The organism is Streptomyces sp. NPDC091272 (assembly GCF_044757485.1).
In the GTDB taxonomy this organism is placed as follows: Bacteria; Actinomycetota; Actinomycetes; order Streptomycetales; family Streptomycetaceae; genus Streptomyces.
Genome location: NZ_JBIVVC010000014.1, coordinates 96,157 through 117,130, shown reverse-complemented (window position 1 = coordinate 117,130; position 20,974 = coordinate 96,157). Strand labels below are relative to the sequence as shown.

Genomic DNA, 20,974 nt, shown 5'->3' with positions numbered 1-20,974 from the left:
AGCCGGCAACGGCAGCCCGGAACGGCAGCGGGAAGAGGTGCAACGGGCCTTTCGAGGCCTGTCCGAATAGCGCAAGCGCCTTGCAGCGCTTGCGCTATTCTTGCGCTCATGACACGACGACTTGCTCAGGTGGCGAAGAAGGTTGGAGTCAGTGAGGCCACGGTCAGCCGGGTGCTCAATGGCAAGCAGGGGGTGTCGGAGGCGACCCGGCAGTCGGTGCTGACCGCGCTGGACGTGCTCGGGTACGAGCGGCCCACCCAGCTGCGGGGGGAGCGCGCCCGGCTGGTGGGGCTCGTGCTGCCGGAGCTGCAGAACCCGATCTTCCCCGCGTTCGCCGAGGTGATCGGCAGCGCGCTGGCGCAGCAGGGCCTGACCCCGGTGCTGTGCACCCAGACCAAGGGAGGCGTGTCGGAGGCGGACTACGTGGACCTGCTGCTGCAGCAGCAGGTGTCCGGGGTGATCTTCGCCGGCGGTCTGTTCGCGCAGGCGGACGCACCGCACGAGCACTACCGGCTGCTCGCCGAGCGGCGCATCCCCGTGGTGCTGATGAACGCGGCCATCGAGGGGCTCGACTTCCCGTGCGTGGCCTGTGACGACGCCGTGGCCGTGGTGCAGTCGTGGCGCCACCTGGTGTCGCTCGGGCACGAGCGCATCGGCCTGGTGCTCGGGCCCGCCGACCACATCCCCTCCAGGCGCCGCCTGAAGGCCGCCAGGAAGGCCGCCGGCGGCTCGCTCCCCGACGAGTTCGTCGAGCGGTCGATGTTCTCGCTGGAGGGCGGACAGGCGGCCGCCACGCGGCTGTTGGAGCGCGGCGTGACGGGCATCGTGTGCGCGAGCGACCCGCTGGCCCTGGGGGCGGTGCGGGCCGCGCGCCGGCAGGGGCTGCGGGTGCCGGACGACGTGTCCGTGGTGGGGTACGACGACTCCGCCTTCATGACCTGCACCGAGCCGCCGCTGACCACCGTCCGCCAGCCCATCGAGGCGATGGGCCGGGCCGCGGTCGAGCTGCTCGCCCTGCAGATCCAGGGCAGCGACGTGCCGCACAGCGAGCTGCTGTTCGAGCCCGAACTGGTGGTCCGCGGTTCCACCGCGCAGCCGGGCGAGGCCGGGGAGGAACCCGCCGCGGGCGCCTTGTGAAGCCCCGCGTAGGTAACGTTATGACGTCTTCCTGCTTCTGAACTCCAGCTCCCTGTCAATCAATTACAAACTCTGCGCGAAATCTTGCGTCCACTTGTTCGCGGTGGTTGAGTGAGCGGCGCCCCACAACGCATCGGCGGTGGGGCGCCTTCCACGTTCATGCCCGAAGGGGTCCACCCATGAGAAGTGCTCGGTTCCGTCGTGTCCGCGCCACCGGCGCCCTGACGCTCGTCTCCGCCCTGACGCTCACCGCCCTCTCCGCCTGCGGCACGAGCAGCAGCAGCGACGACGACACCGGCTCCGGCTCCAAGAACAGCGGGTCCTCCGACCCCGCCGCTCCGCTGGACCCGAAGACCAAGGTCACCCTCACCATCGACTGCATGCCGCCGGCGGCGAAGGCGGCCGAGCTGAAGGAGTGGAAGGAGGACGTCGCGGCGTTCAACAAGACCTACCCGAACGTCACCATCGAGGGCCGCTCCACCCCCGGCCAGTGCCTGGAGCCGCCGCGCTTCACGGCCATGCTCAAGGCGAAGTCGCAGCCCGACGTGTTCTACACGTACTTCACCGACCTGCCCCAGGTGCTCGACAACGACGGCGCCCAGGACATCAGCGCGTACGTCACCGAGAAGACCGTCCCGCTGCTCAAGGACATCGACCCCGGCGTCCTCAACTCACTGAAGCAGGACGGCAAGCTCTACGGTCTGCCCACCAGCAACTACACCATGGGCCTGCTGGTCAACCGCAAGCTCTTCCAGCAGGCGGGCCTGGACCCGGACGCCCCGCCGCGCACCTGGGCCGACGTCAGGACCGCCGCCAAGAAGATCGCGGGACTCGGCGGCGGGGTGGCCGGCTTCGGCGAGTACAGCGCGGGCAACACCGGCGGCTGGCACTTCACCGCCCAGATGTACAGCGTCGGCGGAGATGTGGTCGCCGCGGACGGCAAGAAGGCCGCGTTCAACAACGAGCTCGGCAAGCAGGTCGCCGAGAACATCCACGCGATGCGCTGGCAGGACGACAGCATGGGCAAGACCCAGCTGCTGAAGTGGGGCGACCTGCAGAAGCAGATCGCCACCGACAAGCTCGGCATGTTCCTCGCTGCACCCGACGACATCGCCTACATGGTCCAGCAACTCGGCGCCAAGTACGAGAACTTCGGCATGGGTCCGATACCCGGCGAGAAGAACACCCTGGCCGGCGGCAACAACTACATGGTGAAAAAGGGCATCTCCGCCGACAAGGTCAAGGCGGCGATCGCCTGGCTCAACTACAAGAACCTCACCGTCGGCAAGGGCCAGTTCGACTGGCAGCGGACCAAGGCCGACAGCCTCCCGGTCGGCATCCCGCAGCCCAACTTCTGGCTGGGCGAGTCCAAGAAGAAGGACGACGCCGCCCGCGTCCAGCACGCCACCATGCCGGTGGAGAACTTCAAGACCTTCATGGACAACCCCGTCCAGGGCAAGGCCGAGCCGCCGAAGGCGCAGGAGGTCTACAAGGTCCTCGACAACGTGATGTCCGGCCTCCTCACCAACAAGGACGCCGACATCGCCAAGCTGCTCTCCACCGCCGAGACCCAGGTCAACCAGGTCCTCGCGACGCAGTAGTGACTCCCGGCAGGCCGGGGACGGGCCGCACCCCGTCCCCGCCCGCCGTCCCCGCCCGTCGGAACAGCACCGGCACACCCGTACCGAGGAGCAACGATGTCGGCCCCCAGCCTGAGCCCGAGCAGACCGGGCAACCCAGCTGATACGAAACCTCGTCCGGCGGGCCCCGAGCAGCCCGGTGGCCGGTTCGCCAAGAGCCTGCGCCGCAACCTCACCGCCCACGGCTTCCTCATCGGCGCGGTGCTGTGCTTCGCGGTCTTTTCCTGGTACCCGATGGTCCGGGAGTTCTTCCTCGCCTTCCAGAAGACCGAAGGGGGCGAGGTCAGCTGGGTCGGGTTCGACAACCTGGCGACGGTCTTCAACGACCCGGCGTTCTGGCAGGCCTGGCGCAACACCCTGCTGTTCACCGCGCTCGCGCTGCTGCTCGGTTTCGCGGTGCCGTTCGTCGTCGCCGTGACGATCAACGAGTTCCGGCACGGCAAGGGCTATCTGCGGCTCCTCGTCTACCTGCCCGTCATGCTGCCGCCGGTCGCCTCGGTGCTGCTCTTCAAGTACCTCTACGACCCCGGCTACGGACTCCTCAACGAACTCTTCACCTTCTTCGGGCTGCCCGCCCAGCAGTGGCTCCAGGACCCGGACATCTCGATGCTCGCGGTCGTCGTCGCCTCCACCTGGATGAACATGGGCGGCGCCACCCTGATCTATCTCGCCGCCCTCCAGGGCATACCCGGCGAGCTGTACGAGGCGGCCGAGCTGGACGGCGCGGGCATCCTGCGCAAGATCTGGCACGTCACCGTGCCGCAGACCCGGCTCATCCTGTCGCTGATGCTGCTGATGCAGATCATCGCCACCATGCAGGTCTTCGTCGAGCCGTTCCTGCTGACCGGCGGCGCAGGCCCCGAGGGCTCGACCACCACGGTCGTCTACCTCATCTACCAGTACGCCTTCAACTTCAACAACTACGGCGCCGCGGCGGCCCTCGGACTGCTCCTGCTCGTACTCCTGGCCGGATTCTCGGCGGCGTACGTCAAGCTCAGCCGCGCCGAGGACGAATAGGACCGGGGGAGAACACCATGTCCACACGCACTCTCGTCTCACCCGCCCAACTCGGCAGGCCACGGGGCAAGTTCTTCTACTGGCTGACCTTCGCCGTCGTCGTCGGCGGCTTCACGCTGGTCTTCCTCGGGCCGCTGTACTGGCTGATCTCCAGCGGCTTCAAAGATCCTCAGGAAGTCATCAGGACCCCGCCCACGCTGGTCCCCGAGTCCTTCGAGCCGGCCAACTACACCCGGGCCTGGGAGGTGATGGACCTCGCCTCGCTGCTGTTCAACACGCTGTACTACGCCTTCGGCGCCCTCGCCTTCCAGCTGATCTTCGACGTGGCCGCCGCGTACTCGCTCTCCAAGCTCCGCCCGATCTTCGGCAAGGTCGTCCTCGGCATGATGCTGGCGACGCTGATGATCCCGGCGACGGTACTGGTGGTCCCGCAGTACCTGACCGTCCTGGACGTGCCCGTGGTGGAGCGCAACCTGCTCAACTCCCCGTGGGCGATCTGGCTTCCCTCGGTCACCAACGCCTTCAACATCTTCCTGTTGAAGCGCTTCTTCGACTCGATACCGCGCGAGCTCCTGGACGCGGCCTCGATGGACGGCGCGGGCCCGATGCGCACCCTGCGCTCGATCGTCCTGCCCATCTCCCGGCCGATCCTCGGCGTGGTCTCCATCTTCGCGATCGTGGGCGTCTGGAAGGACTTCCTCTGGCCCATGCTCACCCTGCCCGACCCCGCGAAACAGACCCTCAACGTCGGCATCTACTCGCTGTCCAACGGGGTCCCGGTCAATGTGCTGATCGCGGCCCTGACCATCGCCTCGATCCCCACCCTGCTGATCTTCCTGATCTTCCAGCGCAACATCATGAGCGGCCTCACCGCGGGCGGACTCAAGGGCTGAGCACCGCCCCGCCGTCCTGCGCCACCCCGCGCACCCTGCACAGCCGTCCCGCACACCCCTCTTGCACCCCTCTTGCACCTCCTTGCCCTCGTACCTCCCACACCTTCGCCGCCGGCGCTGCCCGCTGCCTCCCGCCCGCCGCGCCGGCGGCGAAGTCCCACCTGCCCGAAAGGACCGTCACGTGGCAGACGCCCTCCCTCCCCGCAGCCCCCGCAGCGCACACTGGTGGCGCGACGCCGTCATCTACCAGGTGTACCCGCGCAGCTTCGCCGACGGCGACGGTGACGGCACCGGGGACCTCGCGGGGGTACGGGCCAGACTGCCGTACCTCGCCGAACTGGGCGTCGACGCCGTCTGGTTCACCCCCTGGTACGTCTCCCCGCTGGTCGACGGCGGTTACGACGTCGCCGACTACCGCACCGTCGACCCCGCCTTCGGCACCCTCGCCGAGGCGGAGAAGCTGATCGCCGAGGCCCGCGAGTACGGCATCCGCACCCTGATCGACATCGTCCCCAACCACGTCTCCGACCAGCACGCCTGGTTCCGGGCCGCGCTCGCCTCGGGACCCGGCAGCCCCGAGCGCGAACTCTTCCACTTCCGTCCCGGCCGCGGCGCGAACGGTGAACTGCCGCCCAACGACTGGCCCTCCCAGTTCGCCGGCCCCACCTGGACCCGGGTGCCCGACGGCGAGTGGTACCTGCACCTGTTCACCCCGGAGCAGCCCGACCTCAACTGGGCCCACCCGGCCGTACGCCAGGAGCACGAGGACGTCCTGCGCTTCTGGTTCGAGCGCGGGGTCGCGGGCGTACGCATCGACTCGGCAGCCCTCCTCGCCAAGGACCCGGCGCTGCCCGACTTCGTCGAGGGCGTCGACCCCAACCCCTTCATCGACCAGGACGAACTGCACGACATCTACCGCTCGTGGCGGACCATCGCCGACGAGTACGAGGGGGTGTTCGTCGGGGAGGTGTGGCTGCCGGACGCCGAGCGCTTCGCCCGCTACCTGCGGCCCGACGAACTCCACACCGCCTTCAACTTCAGCTTCCTGGCCTGCCCCTGGGACGCGGACCGGTTGCGCCGCTCCATCGACGACACGCTCGCCGAGCACGCGCCCGTCGGGGCCCCGGCCACCTGGGTGCTGTGCAACCACGACGTGACCCGCACCGTGACCCGCTACGGGCGCGAGGACACCGCCTTCGACTTCGCGACCAAGGCCTTCCACACCCCCACCGACCTGGCACTGGGCACCCGCCGGGCCCGCGCGGCAGCCCTGCTCTCCCTCGCCCTGCCCGGCTCCGCCTACCTCTACCAGGGCGAGGAGCTGGGCCTGCCGGAGGCCGACATCCCGCTGGACCGGATCCAGGACCCGATGCACTTCAGGTCCCGGGGCGCCGACCCGGGCCGGGACGGCTGCCGGGTCCCGCTGCCGTGGGCCGGCGACGCGCCGTACAGCGGCTTCGGTTCCACGGTCGAGCCCTGGCTGCCCCAGCCCGAGGGCTGGCAGGACTACGCGGCGGACCGCCAGCTCGCCGACCCGGACTCGATGCTGGCCCTCTACCGCGACGCCCTGCGGATACGGCGCACCGCCCCGGGCTTCGGGGACGGACCGCTGACCTGGCTGCCCGCCGCCGACGGTGTCCTCGCCTTCAGCCGTACGGACGGCCTGAGCTGCGTCGTCAATCTGGGCGCCGCCGCCGCGCAACTGCCGGACCACCGCGAGGTCCTGCTCGCCAGCGGCCCGCTCGACATGCAGGGGCGGCTGCCGCAGGACCACGCGGTCTGGCTGCGTTCCTGACCGCTCACCCGGCCGGCGCCGGCCGGGTCGCGCCCCTCACCGGCGCTCCGCCCCCGCGGCGGGGCGCCCGGCCCCCGCCGCCAGCCGCCGGGCGAGCAGCCGGCAGACGGCGGCGAGCGGCTCGGGCCGCATCATGGCGTGGTGCGAGGCCGCCACCGCGTGAGCCTCCACGGTGCCCGTCACCCAGGGCTCCCACCGGGCGCTCGCCCGGACGGAGCTGCCAGGGGCAGGGGTCGCCTCGAAGAACAGCAGGTCCCCGCTGAAGACGGAGGCGGTAAAAGTGGCGCCGAGTCTCCGGTAGTTGGCGAGCACCGACGTCACCGCGCTCACGTTCCGCTCCGTCAGGAACCCGGACTCGTCGGCCGTCCGGCCCGCCGCTTCGAGCAGCAGCCCCCGCACGGCCGAGTCGTCGAGCCCGAGCGGGATGCGGTCCCCGGCCGAGATGGGGGTCGAGTCGAGCATGGCCAGCAGCTCCACGCGCTCGCCCAGCTCCTGGAGCCGCGCCGCGACGGCGTGGGCCAGCGCGCCGCCCAGGGACCAGCCCAGCAGGTGGTACGGGCCGGCGGGCTGCACGGAACGGATCCGTGCGACGTAGTCGTCGATCATCTCGGCGAAGCGGGTGGGCAGCGGGTCCGACTCGGCCAGACCGCGTGCCTGCAGCGCGTAGACGGGCCGGTCGGGGCCCAACTGCCGTGGCATCCCCGCGTAGCACCAGCCGAGCCCGCCAGCCGGGTGCAGGCAGAACAGCGGCGGCACCTGTGCGCGCCCCACCCGCAGCGGCAGGAGCGCGCCGAAGGAGTCGTTCTCGGGCACCCGCACCGCGAGGTGACGGGCGAGTTCGGCCACCGTGGGCGCCGCGAAGACCGTACTCAGCGAGAGGTCCTGTCCGAGTTCGGCGCCCACCTGCCGGGCGAGCCTGGCCGCGGACAGCGAGTTGCCGCCGAGTGCGAAGAAGTCGTCGTCGGTGCCGACGTCGGGAACGTCGAGGACCCGGGCGAAGAGCCGGGCGAGCTGCCGCTCGGCGGAACTGCGGGCGGGGCGCCCGGCCCGCGGCGAGGGGATGTCCGCCGCCGTCGGCAGGGCGGCCCGGTCGAGTTTGCCGTGCGCGGTGAGCGGCAGGGAGTCGAGGGCGAGGTAGCGCGCGGGCGTCAGGTGGTCGGGCAGCCGCGCGGCGGCCCAGCCGCGCAGCCCCTCGGGGAGCCGGGCCCCGCGGGGGACGACGAACGCGACGAGGGCGGGCCCGCCGGCCTTCGGGTGCATGACCGTTACGGCAGCCTGGGCCACCTCCGGGTGACGGCCGAGCACGGCCTCGACCTCGCCCGGCTCGATGCGGCAGCCGCGCAGGCTCAGCTGGTGGTCGGTGCGGCCGAGGAATTCGAGCGTGCCCTCGTCGGTCCAGCGGACCAGGTCGCCGGTGCGGTACATCCGGTCGCCGGGAGCGCCGAAGGGATCGGGCAGGAACAGCTGCGCGGTCAGGTCGGGCCTGCCCAGATAGCCGCGGGCCACCTGCGGTCCCGCGAGGTAGAGCTCGCCGGGGGTGCCGGGCGGCAGCACGGCGCCCGCCCCGTCGAGCACGTACGCCCGCACATGGTGTCCCGGCCGGCCGATCACGGGCCGGTCGCCCTGCTCGTCCAGCCGGCAGTAGACCGCGTCGACGGTGCATTCGGTGGGCCCGTAGTAGTTGTACGAGACCGTCCCCGGCTGGGCGCGCAGGGTCTGCCACAGCTTCGCGTCGAGCCGCTCGCCGCCGACCATCAGCAGTCCCGGCCGCCGCCGGTCCGCGGCGAACAGGCCGCAGGCGATCAGCTGGTGCAGCGAGGAGGGGGTGACGTCGAGGAAGTCGACGCCCCGCGCGTCCACGTAGGCACAGAGGGCGTCCGGGTCCTTGCGCACCCGCTCGCCGATGACGTGCACCTCCTGCCCGGCGGCGAGGAAGAGCAGCGCCTCCCACGAGGTGTCGAAGGTGAACGCGGCCGTCAGCGCGGCCCGCAGCGGGCGCCCGGCCGCACGCACCGCGGGTGCGATGAGCTCCCGCTCGTGGTCGTGGTAGAGGTACGTGAGACTGCGGTGCTCGACGACGACGCCCTTGGGGGCGCCGCCGGAGCCCGAGGTGTAGCTGACATAGGCGGCGTGCCGCGGCAGGAGCGGCGCGCGGCGGTCGCCGTCGTCCAGGTCCGCCGCGGAGAAACGGTCCAGCGCCTCGACCGTCCGTCGGGCGTCCATGCGTACGACGTCCGTGTGTACGGCGTCCGTGCGTACGGCCTGCGGATGCGGGACGTCCGCCCCGGCCTCGTCCGCCGGGGTTTCGTCCGCCGGGTCCGCGGGGGACCCGTCCGCGGGGATCTTCGTACCGCCCGTCGTGAGCACGCACACCGGGCGGGTCTGGGCGAGCACGTGCCGGATCCGTTCGGCGGGGTGCTCCGGGTCCAGCGGCACACAGGCCGCGCCCGCCTTCAGCACGGCCAGTACGGCGACCAGGTAGTTGCCGGTACGGGGCAGGGCCAGCGCGACGTGGCTCTCCGGACCAGCGCCACGGGCGACCAGGAGCCGGGCCAGCCGGTTGGCCCGCGCGTTGAGTTCCCGGTACGTCAGCGAGGTGGCGCCGTCGACCACCGCGACGGCGTCGGGGGAGCGCAGGGCGCACCGCTGGACCAGCTCGGTCAGCAGCGTCGCGGGGACCTCCGGCTCCGGGCCGCGCGCCGCCAGTTCCCACCGCTCGCGGTCCTCGGCGGTGGTGACGTCGAGTGCGGCGACGGGGGAGTCCGGGTCCGCGCCCGCCAGGGTTTCCAGCAGCGCCAGGAACCGCCGGTGGTGCGCGCCGACCTCGGCGGGGCCGTAGACGTCCCGGTCGGCGTTGAAGTCGATGCGCAGCGACCCGTCGCCGGAGCGCTCGTAGACGTTGACGCCCAGCCCCTCGCACGGGCCGTTGGAGAGGTTGTGCAGCTCCGCCGAGCACCGGCCGAAGGCCAGCGGCAGGTCGTAGCCCATGATGTTGATGCCCCAGTCGCCCAGGTGCCCGCCCTGCTTGGGGGCGCCGAGGTCCCGCACCAGATGTCCGGCCGGGAACCTCTGGTGCCGCAGCAGCCCGCGCGCCTGCCGGGAGGTCTCCCGGACCAGCTCCCGCACGGTGAGTCCGGACGGGCAGCGCACGGTGAGCGGCAGGACGTTGGCCAGCATCGCCGGTACCGCACGGGCCACCCCGCCGGTGCGCCCGGTGACCGTCAGGTCGAGCGTGACCTGCTCCCGGCCCGCGAGCCGGCGCAGATACAGCACCAGGGCCGCCATCGCGACCGTGGGAAGACTGGTCCTGGCCTGCCGGGCGAGCGCCCGCAGCGACTGCGCGGTCGCCGGGTCGACGTACCCCGTCTCGCGCAGCGGAAGGTTGGTGAGCGGCTTGAGCCGGGCCGTCGGCCCCGGGGCCGAGTCGCGGTCGCGCAGCTGTTCCTGCCAGTAGCCGAGGTCCTCCTGCCAGCGCGGCGAGCGGCGGTACTCCTCCTCGTCGGCGAGCAGCTCGCCGAGCGGCGGCCACGCGGCGGGCGGCACCGGACGGCCCTCGTCCAGGCAGCCGAAGACCTCGGAGAGCCGCTGGACGAAGAGGGCGAAGCCGTAGCCGTCCATGGCGATGTGGTGGACGCTGATGTACAGCAGCCGGCACTCGTCCTCGGTGCGCAGCAGGGCGACGGAGAGCGGCGCCTCGTGCCGTACGTCGACCGGCCTGACCAGGTCGGCGCGCATCCACTCGTGCGCCGCGGTCCACGGGTCGGACCGCTCGCGCAGGTCGAGCCGCAGGAGCGGTCCTGGCGGTGTCTCGTCGAGCACCTGCCAGACCTGGCCCTGCTCGTCCTCCTCGAAGCGGACCCGTAGCGTCTCGGTGTCCAGAACCGTGCGGTGCAACGCCTGCTCCAGCAGTCCTTCGTCGAGCTGCCCCCTGATCACGACGAACTCGGCCGCGCACGCGCTGGGGCTCGCCGCGTCCAGCTGCTGGTACAGCCACATCCCGGTCTGGGATGCCGTGAGCGGCAACCGATGGGCCTCGATTCCGGTCCTGCTGTTCATGGACACCTTCTCCTGCCAAAGCGCGTCGTGCACGGGACACAGGGACCAACGAGCCCTCCCCGAGCGGCGTACCGGCCACGCGGGGACTCCGTTGGGTCCGCACTGGTGTGTCCGTTCGAGCAGCGACGCGCCCCGGCCCCGCACCGGGCGTGGTGAACGGAGGCGGGGCAGGGCGAGTGCGCTTGAATTGCGGACCATGACGACAGAGCCGCAGCAGTTCACGATCTTGTTGGTTCCCGAGCACGTCGAGGGCGCGGGTGAAGGTGCTTCCGCCGAGGCGACGGCCGTACGGTCGGCGCAGGTGGTGGCGACGGGGGAGACCGGCAACACGGGCTATCCCCGCTACACGGGGGAGGGCCTGGAGGCTGACGTCGACCCCGCGACCCGCACCGTGGAGGCGCTGCTCGTCGACGGCGCGGAGCTGGACTACGGACTGCGGGCCGTGATCGGCTCCTGACGGAGTCGATCACGGCCCGGCGGGGCGCGGCGGACACGACGAGGGGCCACCGCGCCCCGGACCCTTCCGGCGGGCGGGGTCAGGCCGCCGCCGCCAGGGGCAGCTCGTCACCGGGGACCGCCTTCTCCGGCACCAGCTCGGCGGGGACCGCCGTGGGTACCACCTCGGCGGGCGCCGCGCCGGGCACCACCCCGCCGACCGGGACGGCCGGGACCAGCGCGGCCCGGCCGAGCAGCCGGTCGGCCACGGTGAGCGCCTCCCTGACCGTCCTGGTGCCCGTCATGACGCACAGGGTGTACGAGGTGTCGCGAAGCTCCTGCTCCGTGCCCGCACGGGAGCTCTGCACATGGGCGATACGGGCGTCCGCGAACCGGGCGAGGCAGGCGCGGAGGGTCTTCGGGTCGGGCATCAGCACGGGGCGGGTCCTTGTCTCGTGGGGTGGGATGCGGAGTCCTGCGATGTAGTCCGACTGCCCCACGAGGGCAGGTTCAATCACGACATTTGTATTCTTATGCCGAGATATGGAGAGCGGCCTCCCGTCGCTGCGGCCTTCAGCTGCTCAACTCCCGAAGTAGGCGTCGAAGTTGCGGCTGAACTCCTGGTTGTTGAAGCGGTCCCAGTTGATCGACCAGGTCATCAGGCCGCGCAGGGCGGGCCAGCTGCCGTGGGTCTGGTAACTGCCGCAGTTCGTCTTCCTGGTCAGGCAGTCGAGGGCCTTGTTGGTCTCCGCGGAGGACACGTAGCCGTTGCCCGCCTGGGTGGAGGCAGGCATGCCGATGGCGACCTGCTCCGGGCGCAGCGGTGCGAAGACGTTGCCCGCGTCGCCGGCGACCGGGAAGCCGGTGAGCAGCATGTCGGTCATCGCGATGTGGAAGTCGGCACCGCCCATCGAGTGGTACTGGTTGTCCAGACCCATGATCGGGCCCGAGTTGTAGTCCTGGACGTGCAGCAGGGTCAGGTCGTCCCGCAGCGCGTGGATGACCGGCAGGTAGGCACCCGCACGCGGGTCCTGGCCGCCCCACTTGCCCACGCCGTAGAACTGGTAGCCGAGTTGTACGAAGAAGGTCTCGGGCGCCATGGTCAGGACGAAGTCGCTGCCGTACCTCGCCTTGAGGCTCTTGACGGCCGAGATCAGGTTGACGACGACGGGGGTCGTCGGGTTCTTGAAGTCGGTGTCCGCGGTGTCCAGGGAGAGCGAGTGGCCCTCGAAGTCGATGTCCAGGCCGTCCAGCCCGTACTCGTCGATGATCTTCGAGACGGACGAGACGAACATGTCGCGCGCGGCGGCGGTGGTCAGCCGGACCTGGCCGTTCTGGCCGCCGATGGAGATCAGCACCTTCTTGCCCTGCGCCTGCTTGGCCTTGACCGCCGCCTTGAACTCGGCCGCCGACTCCACGTTCGGGCACTCGGTGACGGGACAGAGGCCGAACCGGATGTCGCCGCTGGTCACCGAGGTGGGTTCGCCGAAGGCGAGGTCGATGACGTCCCAGGAGTCGGGGACGTCGGCCATCCTGGTGTACCCGGAGCCGTTGGCGAAGCTGGCGTGCAGATAGCCGACGAGGGCGTGGGCGGGCAGCCCGGGGCCGGGACCGGGGTCGCCGCCGCCCGCGGCGGTCGTCACGGTGACGGCGGCCGACCTGGCCGACTCCCCGTCCGCGTTCCGTGCGGCCACCTGGATGCTGTAGGCGGTGGCGGGCGTGAGCCCGGTGAGGGTGGCGGAGGTGCCGGTGACGGTGGTGGCCTGCGCACCGTTGCGGTAGACGGTGTACGAGGTGGCGCCGGACGAGGCGGACCAGCTGAGCGAGGCACCGGTCGAGGTGACGGAGGACGCCTTCAGGCCGGCCGGCGGGGCGGGCGGCTGGGGCTGAGTGGTGCCGCCGGGGCCGAGCAGGCTGAGATCGTCGGCGTAGTAGGCCGGGGTGCCGTACCAGCCGTGGGTGTAGAGCGTCACCTGGGTGGTGTTCGCGCCGGTCTTGAAGGTGGTGCTCAGCTGCTTGTAGCTGTCGGCGGACTGCGTCCAGGTCGAGACGTCGGTGGTGCCGGTGCCGCTCGCCCCGAGGTAGACGTAGGAGCCGCGGACCCAGCCGCTGAGGGTGTACGTCGAGTTCGCCTTCACGCTCACCGTCTGCGTGCACTTGGCGTGGTCGCTGCCCGCGGGGGTGGCCTTCAGGGCGGCGGTCCCGGAGTGGACGGGGGTGCTCACCACCTCTCCCGCGGTGCAGGACCAGCCGGTGAGGCCCGACTCGAAACCGCCGTTGCGGGCCAGCTCGGTGTCGGCGGCGTGCGCGGCCGGGGCGGCGACGGTCAGGCCCGATGCGGCGAGGGCGAGGGCGGTCAGGGCGAGCGCGGCGGTGGACGCGAGGCGTCCCTGCGCTCGGCGGGGTCCGCGGTCTCTGCGGGGTCTGCGGAACGGGCTTCTACGGTCCACAACTGCCTCCGGGGAGGGGGGATTTGACGGCTGAAGGTGCGCTCAATTTGGTCCAGACCAATCACCTTGTCAAGGCTCGGGACGGCATCGCACGACGGAGGGCCCGGCCGCCCCTCCCCGGTGGTACGGGAGGGGCGACCGGGCCCAGCGACCGGACCTGCCTAGGGCAGTCGGTAGTCCGCGTTCAGTACCGCGCCGCGTTGCGGCTTGGTCTGGTCGTAACCGCGTGCGTCGCACTGGAGGCCGCCGACGACGCAGTGGTCGACGAGGGCCTTGAGGGTGCGCTCCTCCCAGGCGTTGAAGAAGTCGTAGTGGAAGGAGTAGCCGCGTCCGCTGGCCAGGCGGACCTGGCTCATGTCGCCGTTGACCGGCCATGCCATCTTGAACTCGATCATCGGCAGGGCGACCGGGTGGGAGGCCGGGCACATGTTGTCGTTGGTGCCCGGCTTGACGACCGTGTACGACATGTGGCTCTTGTGGTCGGGGGTGTCGAGGTACTTGCCGTCCCAGCAGCTGGGCGCCTGCATACGCAGGTTGAGCTGCACGTCGGGACGGCTGGGACAGGACGCGGGGATGTCGGTGTTGAAGAAGCTGTCACCGCACTCCCAGCCCTCGACGAATCCCTTGTGGGCGCGGAACTCCTGGGCGCTCTGCATCGGGTTGCCCACGACGAACCGCAGCCCCTTGGGGAAGGGACGCACGCTGGTGTAGTCGGTGACCCCCGACTTGTAGTAGATGGTCTGCGGCCCGACGGGGAGGATCTTCTGGTCGCCCTTGAACAGCGAGGGCATCCAGTACGCGGAGGCGTCGGCCGGCGCCTTGCAGGCGGTGGCCCCGCCGTAGAGGCTCGCCGTGGTGCTCGCGGCGTTGGTCGATTTGTTGCCCATGAACGTGTGGTCGTGGGACTTGCCGAACTGGCCCGGGTAGACGATCGGGTCGTCCGGAGCGGTGTGCGTGGCCGAGCAGTTGGCCTGGAACTCGTGGAAGTAGGCGGGCGGCGGTGTCCGGTCGGACGGCGTCACCCCCGTGACCGGCGGAACGGCCGGAATGTAACCGTCCCCGTCGGGGTCGTCACCCGACGCCTTGGTGGACGCGGCCATGACGTGCCCGGTGTGGGTACTCGTGGCGGCGGTGGAGGTGGCGGCGCTGTCGGGTTGCTGCGCGGCGTTGGCGAGGGTGCCGACACCCAGGGTGCCGGCAATCAGCGCCGTACCGAGAAGCAGAGCCGAAAGGCCTCTGTTGCTCACTCGCACGGGATTCTCCTGCCCATGTCGAAGGGATGGACGGACGTGCGGCGATGCGGTACCGCACTCCGGCCCCGGGCAGGCGGCTCCTGCCCGGGGCCGGTGGTCAGCTGTAGATGCCGAATTCGTGCAGGGAGTAGCCCCAGCCGGTGCCGCGCTGGGTCAGGTTGAGCCGCACGTGGCGGGCGGTCTCGTTGAGGGTGATGGTGTCGATGTCGCCGTTGCCCGTGGTGGTGGAGTGCACCGTGCGCCAGGTGGTGCCGTCGTTGGAGACCTGCACCTCGTACGCCTTGGCGAACGCCGGGTCCCAGACCAGCTGAAGGGTACGCAGCGGGGTCATCGCGCCGAGGTCGGTGCGGATCCACTGCGGGTCGGACCAGTCGCTGGCCCAGCGGGTCTCCTGCTTGCCGTCGACCGCCATGGCCGGGGTGCAGGGGCAGTCACCGTAGGAGCCCTGCGCGGAGGACGCGGTGGTGGGCTTGTTGAGTGCCACGTTGGTGCCGGACACCGGCGGGGCGACGACCTTCACCGACTTGGTCTCGATGCCCGCGTTGCCCTTGCCGTCCTCGGCCTGGATGTACACCTTCCACACCCCGAGCTTCTCCGGGGCGGTGACGGCGAAGGTGTTGTTGCCGGTGGCGCGCCACTGCGCGTCGACCAGCCGCTTGTCACCGCTGGCGTAGTTCCCGCTCAGGAAGATCTTCGGGGTGACGGGGTCCCCGTCGGGGTCGCGGATGTCGGCGCGGACCGTGAACTCCCGCCCCGCCGGCGCCGCGGAGGCCGGGGTAACCGTCATGTTCGTGATCACCGGCGGGGTGTTGTTGCCCGCCGTGGAACCTGTGTACGCCTTCTTCACCGCGTAGTACGACAGCCGCTTCAGCCCGTCGGGCACCAGGTTGAACCACACCCCGCCGAAGTCGTGCTCCAGACCGTAGTGGAACAAGGTCGCACCCAGCGCCACCCCCTGATGACCGGTGATGCAGTTCCAGGCCTTGGCGTAGCCGTCCGCCTTCTGCACGTCGGTCGGCTCGTCCGGGACACCGTTCGCGTCGTCGGGCACCTCCCACTCACCCGCCGGACCACCCTCGGTGATGATGTACGGCTTGCTGTACCCGCCGTCGATCCAGTCCTGGCGCACCCCGCACACATCGCCGTAGGAGTTCATCGAGTACAGGTCCAGATCCGGGGCGTTGCGCTTGTAGTACGGCCACGCACCCGTCCACGCGTCCGTCGAGGTCACCGGGTGGTCCGGATCGATGGAATGGATCTTCTTCGCGACATCGTTGACGAAGCTCGTGTAGGCGTTGCGCTGGGCCTCCATCTCCGCACCGCTGTAACAGTTCTGCAGACCCAGGACCGACTCGTTACCGACGTTCCACATCAAGGTGGCCGGGTGACTCTTGTAGGCGTCCACCCACTTCGCGAACTCGTTCAGCGAATTCGTCTTGTACGTGGCGTCGGTGACGTAGTTGACACAGCCACCCGAGCCGGGGCCGCCACCAGGCTGGAGCCAGAAACCGTTCACGACCCGCAAACCCTGCGCTGCCGCGGTGTCGAGGAGTGGCTTGGTGGAGCCGTCGGTGCCCCAGGTGCGGATCGTGTTCACACCCATCGACTTCACATCCGGCAGGTACTTCGGGGCATCCGCCACCGACGGACCCCAGGTCAGGCCCTTGACCGTGTACGGCTGCCCCCCGACGGTCAGCTGCCAGTTGCCCTGCGAGCCGGCGACCTTGACCGCACCGCCCGGCGGCGGGTCCACCGTGCCACCCGTACTGCCGAAGACCTGGAACTCCCACAGCGAGTAGCCGTAGCCACCGGCGCGGGCGTTGCCCTGCATCCGCACGTACCGGCCCGTGCCGGAGACCGCGATGTCGTCGGTACCGCCGTCACCACCGGTGACCGCCTTCAGGGTCCGCCAGTTGGTGCCGTCGTCGGAGGCCTGCAGGGTGTACGCCTTGCCGTACGCGGATTCCCAGCTGAGCACCACCCGGCTGAGGTTGCGGGTGGCGCCGAGGTCGACCTGGATCCACTCGGCGTCGGTCCACTTGCTGGCCCACCGGGTACCGGTGAGATTCCCGTCGACGGCGGCGGACGCGGCGAGCCCGTCACCCTCCTGGGAGGACGCGGTGGCCGCCTTCCCCTGGGAGAGCAGGGTGTCGGCCGCGTCGGCCGAGGGGGCGGCGGCGAGGGTGAGGCCGGAGGCGAGCAGGGCGCCGAGGGCGATCAGCGCGACCGGGCCGCGGACGCGGGGTGGCGCGAGGACGGGGGAGGGAGGGAGGGGTGGACGTGTCATGACCGCTCCAGATGAGGGGGGCCGGGACTCGCGGGAGACGGGCCGTGCCGGACGACGTCAAGATGACATGATCATGCCAATCTTGGAGGTCCGGGGGCCGGGGTCCGGAGGACCGGGTGTCGGACGGTGCGGGTGGCCCTCCGGGGGCGGGGCGCGCGGATGGTGGCGGCGCCCGGCCCCCGGAGGGGGTGATCACCCCTCTGCCGCGTCAGGTGCGGACGGGCAGAGGGCCGGTGGGGAGGTCCGGCTAGGGGAAGGACGTGACGGTCGAGGGAACCGTCGAGGTGCCGGACGGGACGGTGGACGCCCCGGTGTCGTTGATGACGTGGTTGTAGTGGCCCATACCGCCGAGCGAGACCACGAGGAGGCTGTGGAACTTCACCCCCGGCTTCACCGGCACCTTGAACCCGTGGTCCTGGCGGATGTTCGGGTCCACGTTGTAGTTGCAGTAGCTGCCCAGACCCCAGCCCTCGTGGGTGTTCACCGAGTCGTCGACGCGGTAGGAGGCGTAGCCCTTGGTGGCGCCGTTCTGGATGGCGGCCTGGTTCGGCGCGTCGTAGGCCTTCTCGTTCTGGTAGAAGATCGTCCGGCCGCGCTCGCCGTACCACTCGACGTCGTACTTGTTGAAGTGCTCCACGAAGAGACCGGTGGCCAGCACGTCGTCACCGTTGACCCGCAGCCCGTAGTCGGCCCGGTTGGTCTCCCAGCCGACACCGGCGCCGTGGTCCGCGCGCCAGATCCAGGTGTGGTCGATGATCGCGTCGTCGCTGTTGACCACCATGCTGGTGGTCGCCTTGCCGGGGCCCGCGCCACCGATCCGGATGTAGACGTCCTGGACGGTGGTGGGGTTCGCCGCGTGGTCGGTGGCCGAGCCCTGCGGGCCGACCTCCAGCAGGGTCGGGGAGTTGACCGGGCCCGCGTCGATCAGGAAGCCGGCCAGGCGCACCCCGTCGACGTCGGCGACCTTCATCGCGGTGACGCCGTTGTCCGGGATGATCGTGGCCAGGCCGAGGCCCAGCACGATGGTGTTGGCGCGGTTGATCTCGATCGGGCGGTCCACGTGGTAGATGCCCGGGGTGAACAGCAGGTGCAGGCCCTGCGCCACCGCGGCGTTCATGGTGGCGGCCGACGTGCCCGGCTTGACGACGTAGAACTGGCTCAGCGGTACGGAGGTGCCGGCCGGGGTGCCGTTGGCCCATGTGGTGCCGCGGGCGTTGGTGCGCTTCGCGGGGGCGAAGACCTTGTACTCGTTGCCGTCCAGGTAGAGGAAGGGCTTCTCACGGGAGATCGGCGTGTTGTTCAGCGTGGTGTACCTGGGCTCGGGGAAGCCGGTGGCGGGAGCGCCCTCGGTGCCCGAGAACACCTGGTTCCACACGGAGTTGGACCAGCCGCCGATCGAGCTGTCGCGGGTGTACCACTGCTGCTGCGAGTAGTTGCCGACCTGGCCGTCGACCTTCGAGTCGGCGATGTAGCCGCCGCTGGCCCAGCCGTAGCCGTTGGGCGCCAGGTTGAGACCGCCCTTGACGTGCATCCGACGGAAGGACGCGGCCTGCGAGACCGCCCAGCGGTTGGTGCCGCTCACCGGGTTCAGCGCGAGGTTCTCGGCGGAGCGCCAGAAGTTCTGTGTGGCGTTGCCGTTGAACCAGCCCGCGTCGACGGTGACGTCACCGTTGAACGTGGTGTCGTCCGGCTTCAGACCGAGGCCGGCGATCTGGGTGTAGAAGCCGATCTGCGCGTTGAGGCCGTTGTACGTGCCGGGCTTGAAGAGGAAGGCGTGCCGCCCGGTGCCGAACTGCGCGGACTCCTGCTCCTTGAACACCTGGTCCAGCTTGGCCTGGATGCCGGGCGTGGAGGGGTCCATGACGTGCACGTTGGGGCCGAGGTCGCCGCCGCCCGGCAGCGTGGGACCGGTGCCGCCCTCGCCGCCGAAGACCTGGAACTCGTAGAGCGAGTAGCCGTATCCGGTGGCCCGGGTGAGTCCGAGCATCCGGACGTAGCGCGCGGTGCCCGAGATGTTGAGCGTCTCGGTGCCGCCCGCTCCTGTGGTGGTCGAGTAGGCCGTCGTCCAGTCGGTGCCGTTGGCCGACAGCTCGATGCGGTACGACTTCGCGTACGCGGCCTCCCAGCGCAGGACGACCTGGCTGAGCGGGGCCGCGGTCCCGAGGTCGACCCGGAGCCACTGGGGGTCGGAGGCGGCGCTCGACCAGCGGGTGCCGTTGTTGCCGTCGACCGCGTCGGCGGCGGGGGTGCCGACGTGCTCCTGGCTGGAGGCGGTCACCGGCTTGCCCTGGGAGAGCAGGGTGGGGGCGGCCTCCGCCTCGGGGGAGGGCGCGAGGGCGAGCAGGACGGCGGTCATGGCGCCGGTGAGGACGCCCGCCAGCGTGCGCCGCAGGGTGGTGCGAGGCGGACGGTGCGGGGGTCTGGCGAGGGGGGTGCCGACTGCGGGCATGCAGGATCTCCTTGTTCACGGAAGGGAAACGGGAGAGTGCTCGCCGGCCCGCGGGGAGGTGCGGGCCGGTCCTTGCCATGTGGAGCAGTGGTGGAGCGACATGCGGTGTTCTCCCGGCGCCGGCGGGGGCCGGCGGGGGGCGGGGTGGTTCAGGACGGCTCGGACGCCGTCCGCCTGTGGGCGCGGACGATGTCCGCGTAGCGGTGGCCGCTGGCCTTGACGGTGCGCTGCTGGGTCGCGTAGTCGACGTGGACCAGGCCGAAGCGCTTGTCGTACCCGTAGGCCCACTCGAAGTTGTCCAGCAGCGACCACGCGTAGTAGCCGGCCAGCGGGGCTCCCTTGCGCAGCGCACGGGCGCAGGCGGCCAGGTGCTGCTCCAGGTAGCGGGTGCGCTCCGGGTCGGCGACGGTGCCGTCGGGGCGCACCGTGTCGGGGAAGGCCGAGCCGTTCTCGGTGACGTACAGCTCGCGCACCCCGTAGTCGTCGGTGAGCCGCATCAGCAGCGTCTCCAGCCCGCCCGCGTCGATCTGCCAGTCCATGCCGGTGCGGGGCACGTCGGGCAGCCGGACCTCGCGGGCCCTCGGGACCGGACCGGTGGGGTCGTCGGTGACCGTGGCGGGGAAGTAGTAGTTCAGTCCGTGCCAGTCCAGCGGGGTGGCGATGATGTCCAGGTCGCCCTCGCGCTCCGGGAGTTCGACGCCGTAGTGGTCGCGCATGTCGGCGGGGAAGCCGCGGCCGTACACCGGGTCGAGCCACCAGCGGTTGATGTGGCCGTCCATGCGGCGGGCGGCGTCGATGTCCTCGGCGCGGCTGCTGGCCGGCTCGACGGTGGAGTGGTTGGTGACCAGGCCGACCCGGGCGCCGGGGACGGCGGCACGGATCGCCCGGGCGGTGAGCCCGTGGCCGAGCAGCAGGTGGTACGAGGCGCGGACCGCCGCGGTGAGGTCGGTGAGCCCGGGAGCCATCCGGCCCTCCAGGTGCCCGATCCAGGCCGAGCACAGCGGTTCGTTGAGGGTGGCCCACTGGCCCACCCGGTCCCCGAGCCGCTCGGCGACCACACTCGCGTACGAGGCCAGGTGTTCGGCGGTCTCGCGGACCGTCCAGCCGCCGCGCTCCTGGAGGATCTGCGGCAGGTCCCAGTGGTACAGGGTGACCGAGGGGGTGATCCCGGCCTCCAGCAGGCCGTCGACCAGCCGGTCGTAGAAGTCGAGGCCCGCGGCGTTGACGGGGCCGTCACCGCCCGGCACCACCCGGGGCCAGGCCACCGACATCCGGTAGGTGTCGGTGCCCAGCTGCTTCATCAGCTCGATGTCCTCGCGCCACCGGTGGTAGTGGTCGCAGGCCACGTCACCGGTGTCGCCGCCGTCGATCTTGCCGGGGGTGCGGCTGAAGGTGTCCCAGATGGAAGGGGAGCGGCCGTCCTCGGCGACGGCGCCCTCGATCTGGTAGGCAGCGGTGGCCGTTCCCCAGGAGAACCCCTTCGGGAAGGCGGCGAGATCAAGCGATTCGGACACGGGGAACCTCTCGGTGGTTCGGCACGAAGCAAGACAAGAAGCAAGAAG

At 70.8% G+C, this 20,974-nt stretch carries 13 protein-coding genes; 6 read left to right on the top strand and 7 right to left on the bottom strand.

What is annotated here, in order from left to right:
* The first annotated feature begins 108 nt into the window (after positions 1-108).
* From ACIQM4_RS30295 to ACIQM4_RS30275, 5 genes are all read left to right on the top strand, one after another.
* Complete coding sequence (locus ACIQM4_RS30295; protein WP_401598158.1) at positions 109-1,137, top strand: LacI family DNA-binding transcriptional regulator; 1,029 nt, start codon at positions 109-111, stop codon at positions 1,135-1,137.
* Positions 1,138-1,316: 179 nt separating this feature from the next.
* Positions 1,317-2,738, top strand: coding sequence for an extracellular solute-binding protein (locus tag ACIQM4_RS30290; RefSeq protein WP_401598156.1), 1,422 nt, complete (start codon positions 1,317-1,319; stop codon positions 2,736-2,738).
* A gap of 96 nt (positions 2,739-2,834) precedes the next feature.
* Entirely contained in the window at positions 2,835-3,794 is a 960-nt protein-coding gene (locus ACIQM4_RS30285; protein ID WP_401598155.1) for a carbohydrate ABC transporter permease, read from the top strand.
* Between the two features lie 17 nt (positions 3,795-3,811).
* Positions 3,812-4,687: a carbohydrate ABC transporter permease gene (locus ACIQM4_RS30280; protein ID WP_401598153.1), complete on the top strand. Its 876-nt coding sequence runs from the start codon at positions 3,812-3,814 to the stop codon at positions 4,685-4,687.
* Between the two features lie 181 nt (positions 4,688-4,868).
* Positions 4,869-6,482, top strand: a complete 1,614-nt coding sequence (locus ACIQM4_RS30275) for a glycoside hydrolase family 13 protein (protein WP_401598151.1) — start codon at positions 4,869-4,871, stop codon at positions 6,480-6,482.
* A 36-nt stretch (positions 6,483-6,518) separates the two neighbouring features.
* Here ACIQM4_RS30275 and ACIQM4_RS30270 read toward each other — a convergent pair whose 3' ends face one another.
* A complete protein-coding gene (locus tag ACIQM4_RS30270) occupies positions 6,519-10,538 on the bottom strand; it encodes an amino acid adenylation domain-containing protein (protein WP_401598149.1) in 4,020 nt (1,339 codons plus the stop codon).
* 196 nt (positions 10,539-10,734) lie between these two features.
* On the opposite strand from ACIQM4_RS30270, the gene ACIQM4_RS30265 reads away from it, so the two are divergent.
* Complete coding sequence (locus ACIQM4_RS30265) at positions 10,735-10,995, top strand: hypothetical protein (protein WP_401598147.1); 261 nt, start codon at positions 10,735-10,737, stop codon at positions 10,993-10,995.
* A 79-nt stretch (positions 10,996-11,074) separates the two neighbouring features.
* Here the strand turns inward: ACIQM4_RS30265 and ACIQM4_RS30260 are convergent, their stop codons facing one another.
* From ACIQM4_RS30260 to ACIQM4_RS30235, 6 genes are all read right to left on the bottom strand, one after another.
* Positions 11,075-11,491 carry a DUF5133 domain-containing protein gene (locus ACIQM4_RS30260; RefSeq protein ID WP_401598146.1) on the bottom strand — a complete coding sequence of 139 codons (417 nt, stop codon included), beginning with the start codon at positions 11,489-11,491 and terminating at the stop codon, positions 11,075-11,077.
* Positions 11,492-11,554: 63 nt separating this feature from the next.
* Positions 11,555-13,333: a chitinase gene (locus ACIQM4_RS30255; protein WP_401598282.1), complete on the bottom strand. Its 1,779-nt coding sequence runs from the start codon at positions 13,331-13,333 to the stop codon at positions 11,555-11,557.
* 251 nt (positions 13,334-13,584) lie between these two features.
* On the bottom strand, positions 13,585-14,676 hold the full coding sequence (locus ACIQM4_RS30250; protein ID WP_401598144.1) for a DUF1996 domain-containing protein: 1,092 nt from the start codon (positions 14,674-14,676) through the stop codon (positions 13,585-13,587).
* Between the two features lie 97 nt (positions 14,677-14,773).
* Entirely contained in the window at positions 14,774-16,963 is a 2,190-nt protein-coding gene (locus tag ACIQM4_RS30245; RefSeq protein ID WP_401598142.1) for a discoidin domain-containing protein, read from the bottom strand.
* 247 nt (positions 16,964-17,210) lie between these two features.
* A complete protein-coding gene (locus tag ACIQM4_RS30240) occupies positions 17,211-19,412 on the bottom strand; it encodes a discoidin domain-containing protein (protein WP_401598140.1) in 2,202 nt (733 codons plus the stop codon).
* A 149-nt stretch (positions 19,413-19,561) separates the two neighbouring features.
* Positions 19,562-20,926: a GH1 family beta-glucosidase gene (locus tag ACIQM4_RS30235; protein WP_401598138.1), complete on the bottom strand. Its 1,365-nt coding sequence runs from the start codon at positions 20,924-20,926 to the stop codon at positions 19,562-19,564.
* Positions 20,927-20,974 lie beyond the last annotated feature (48 nt).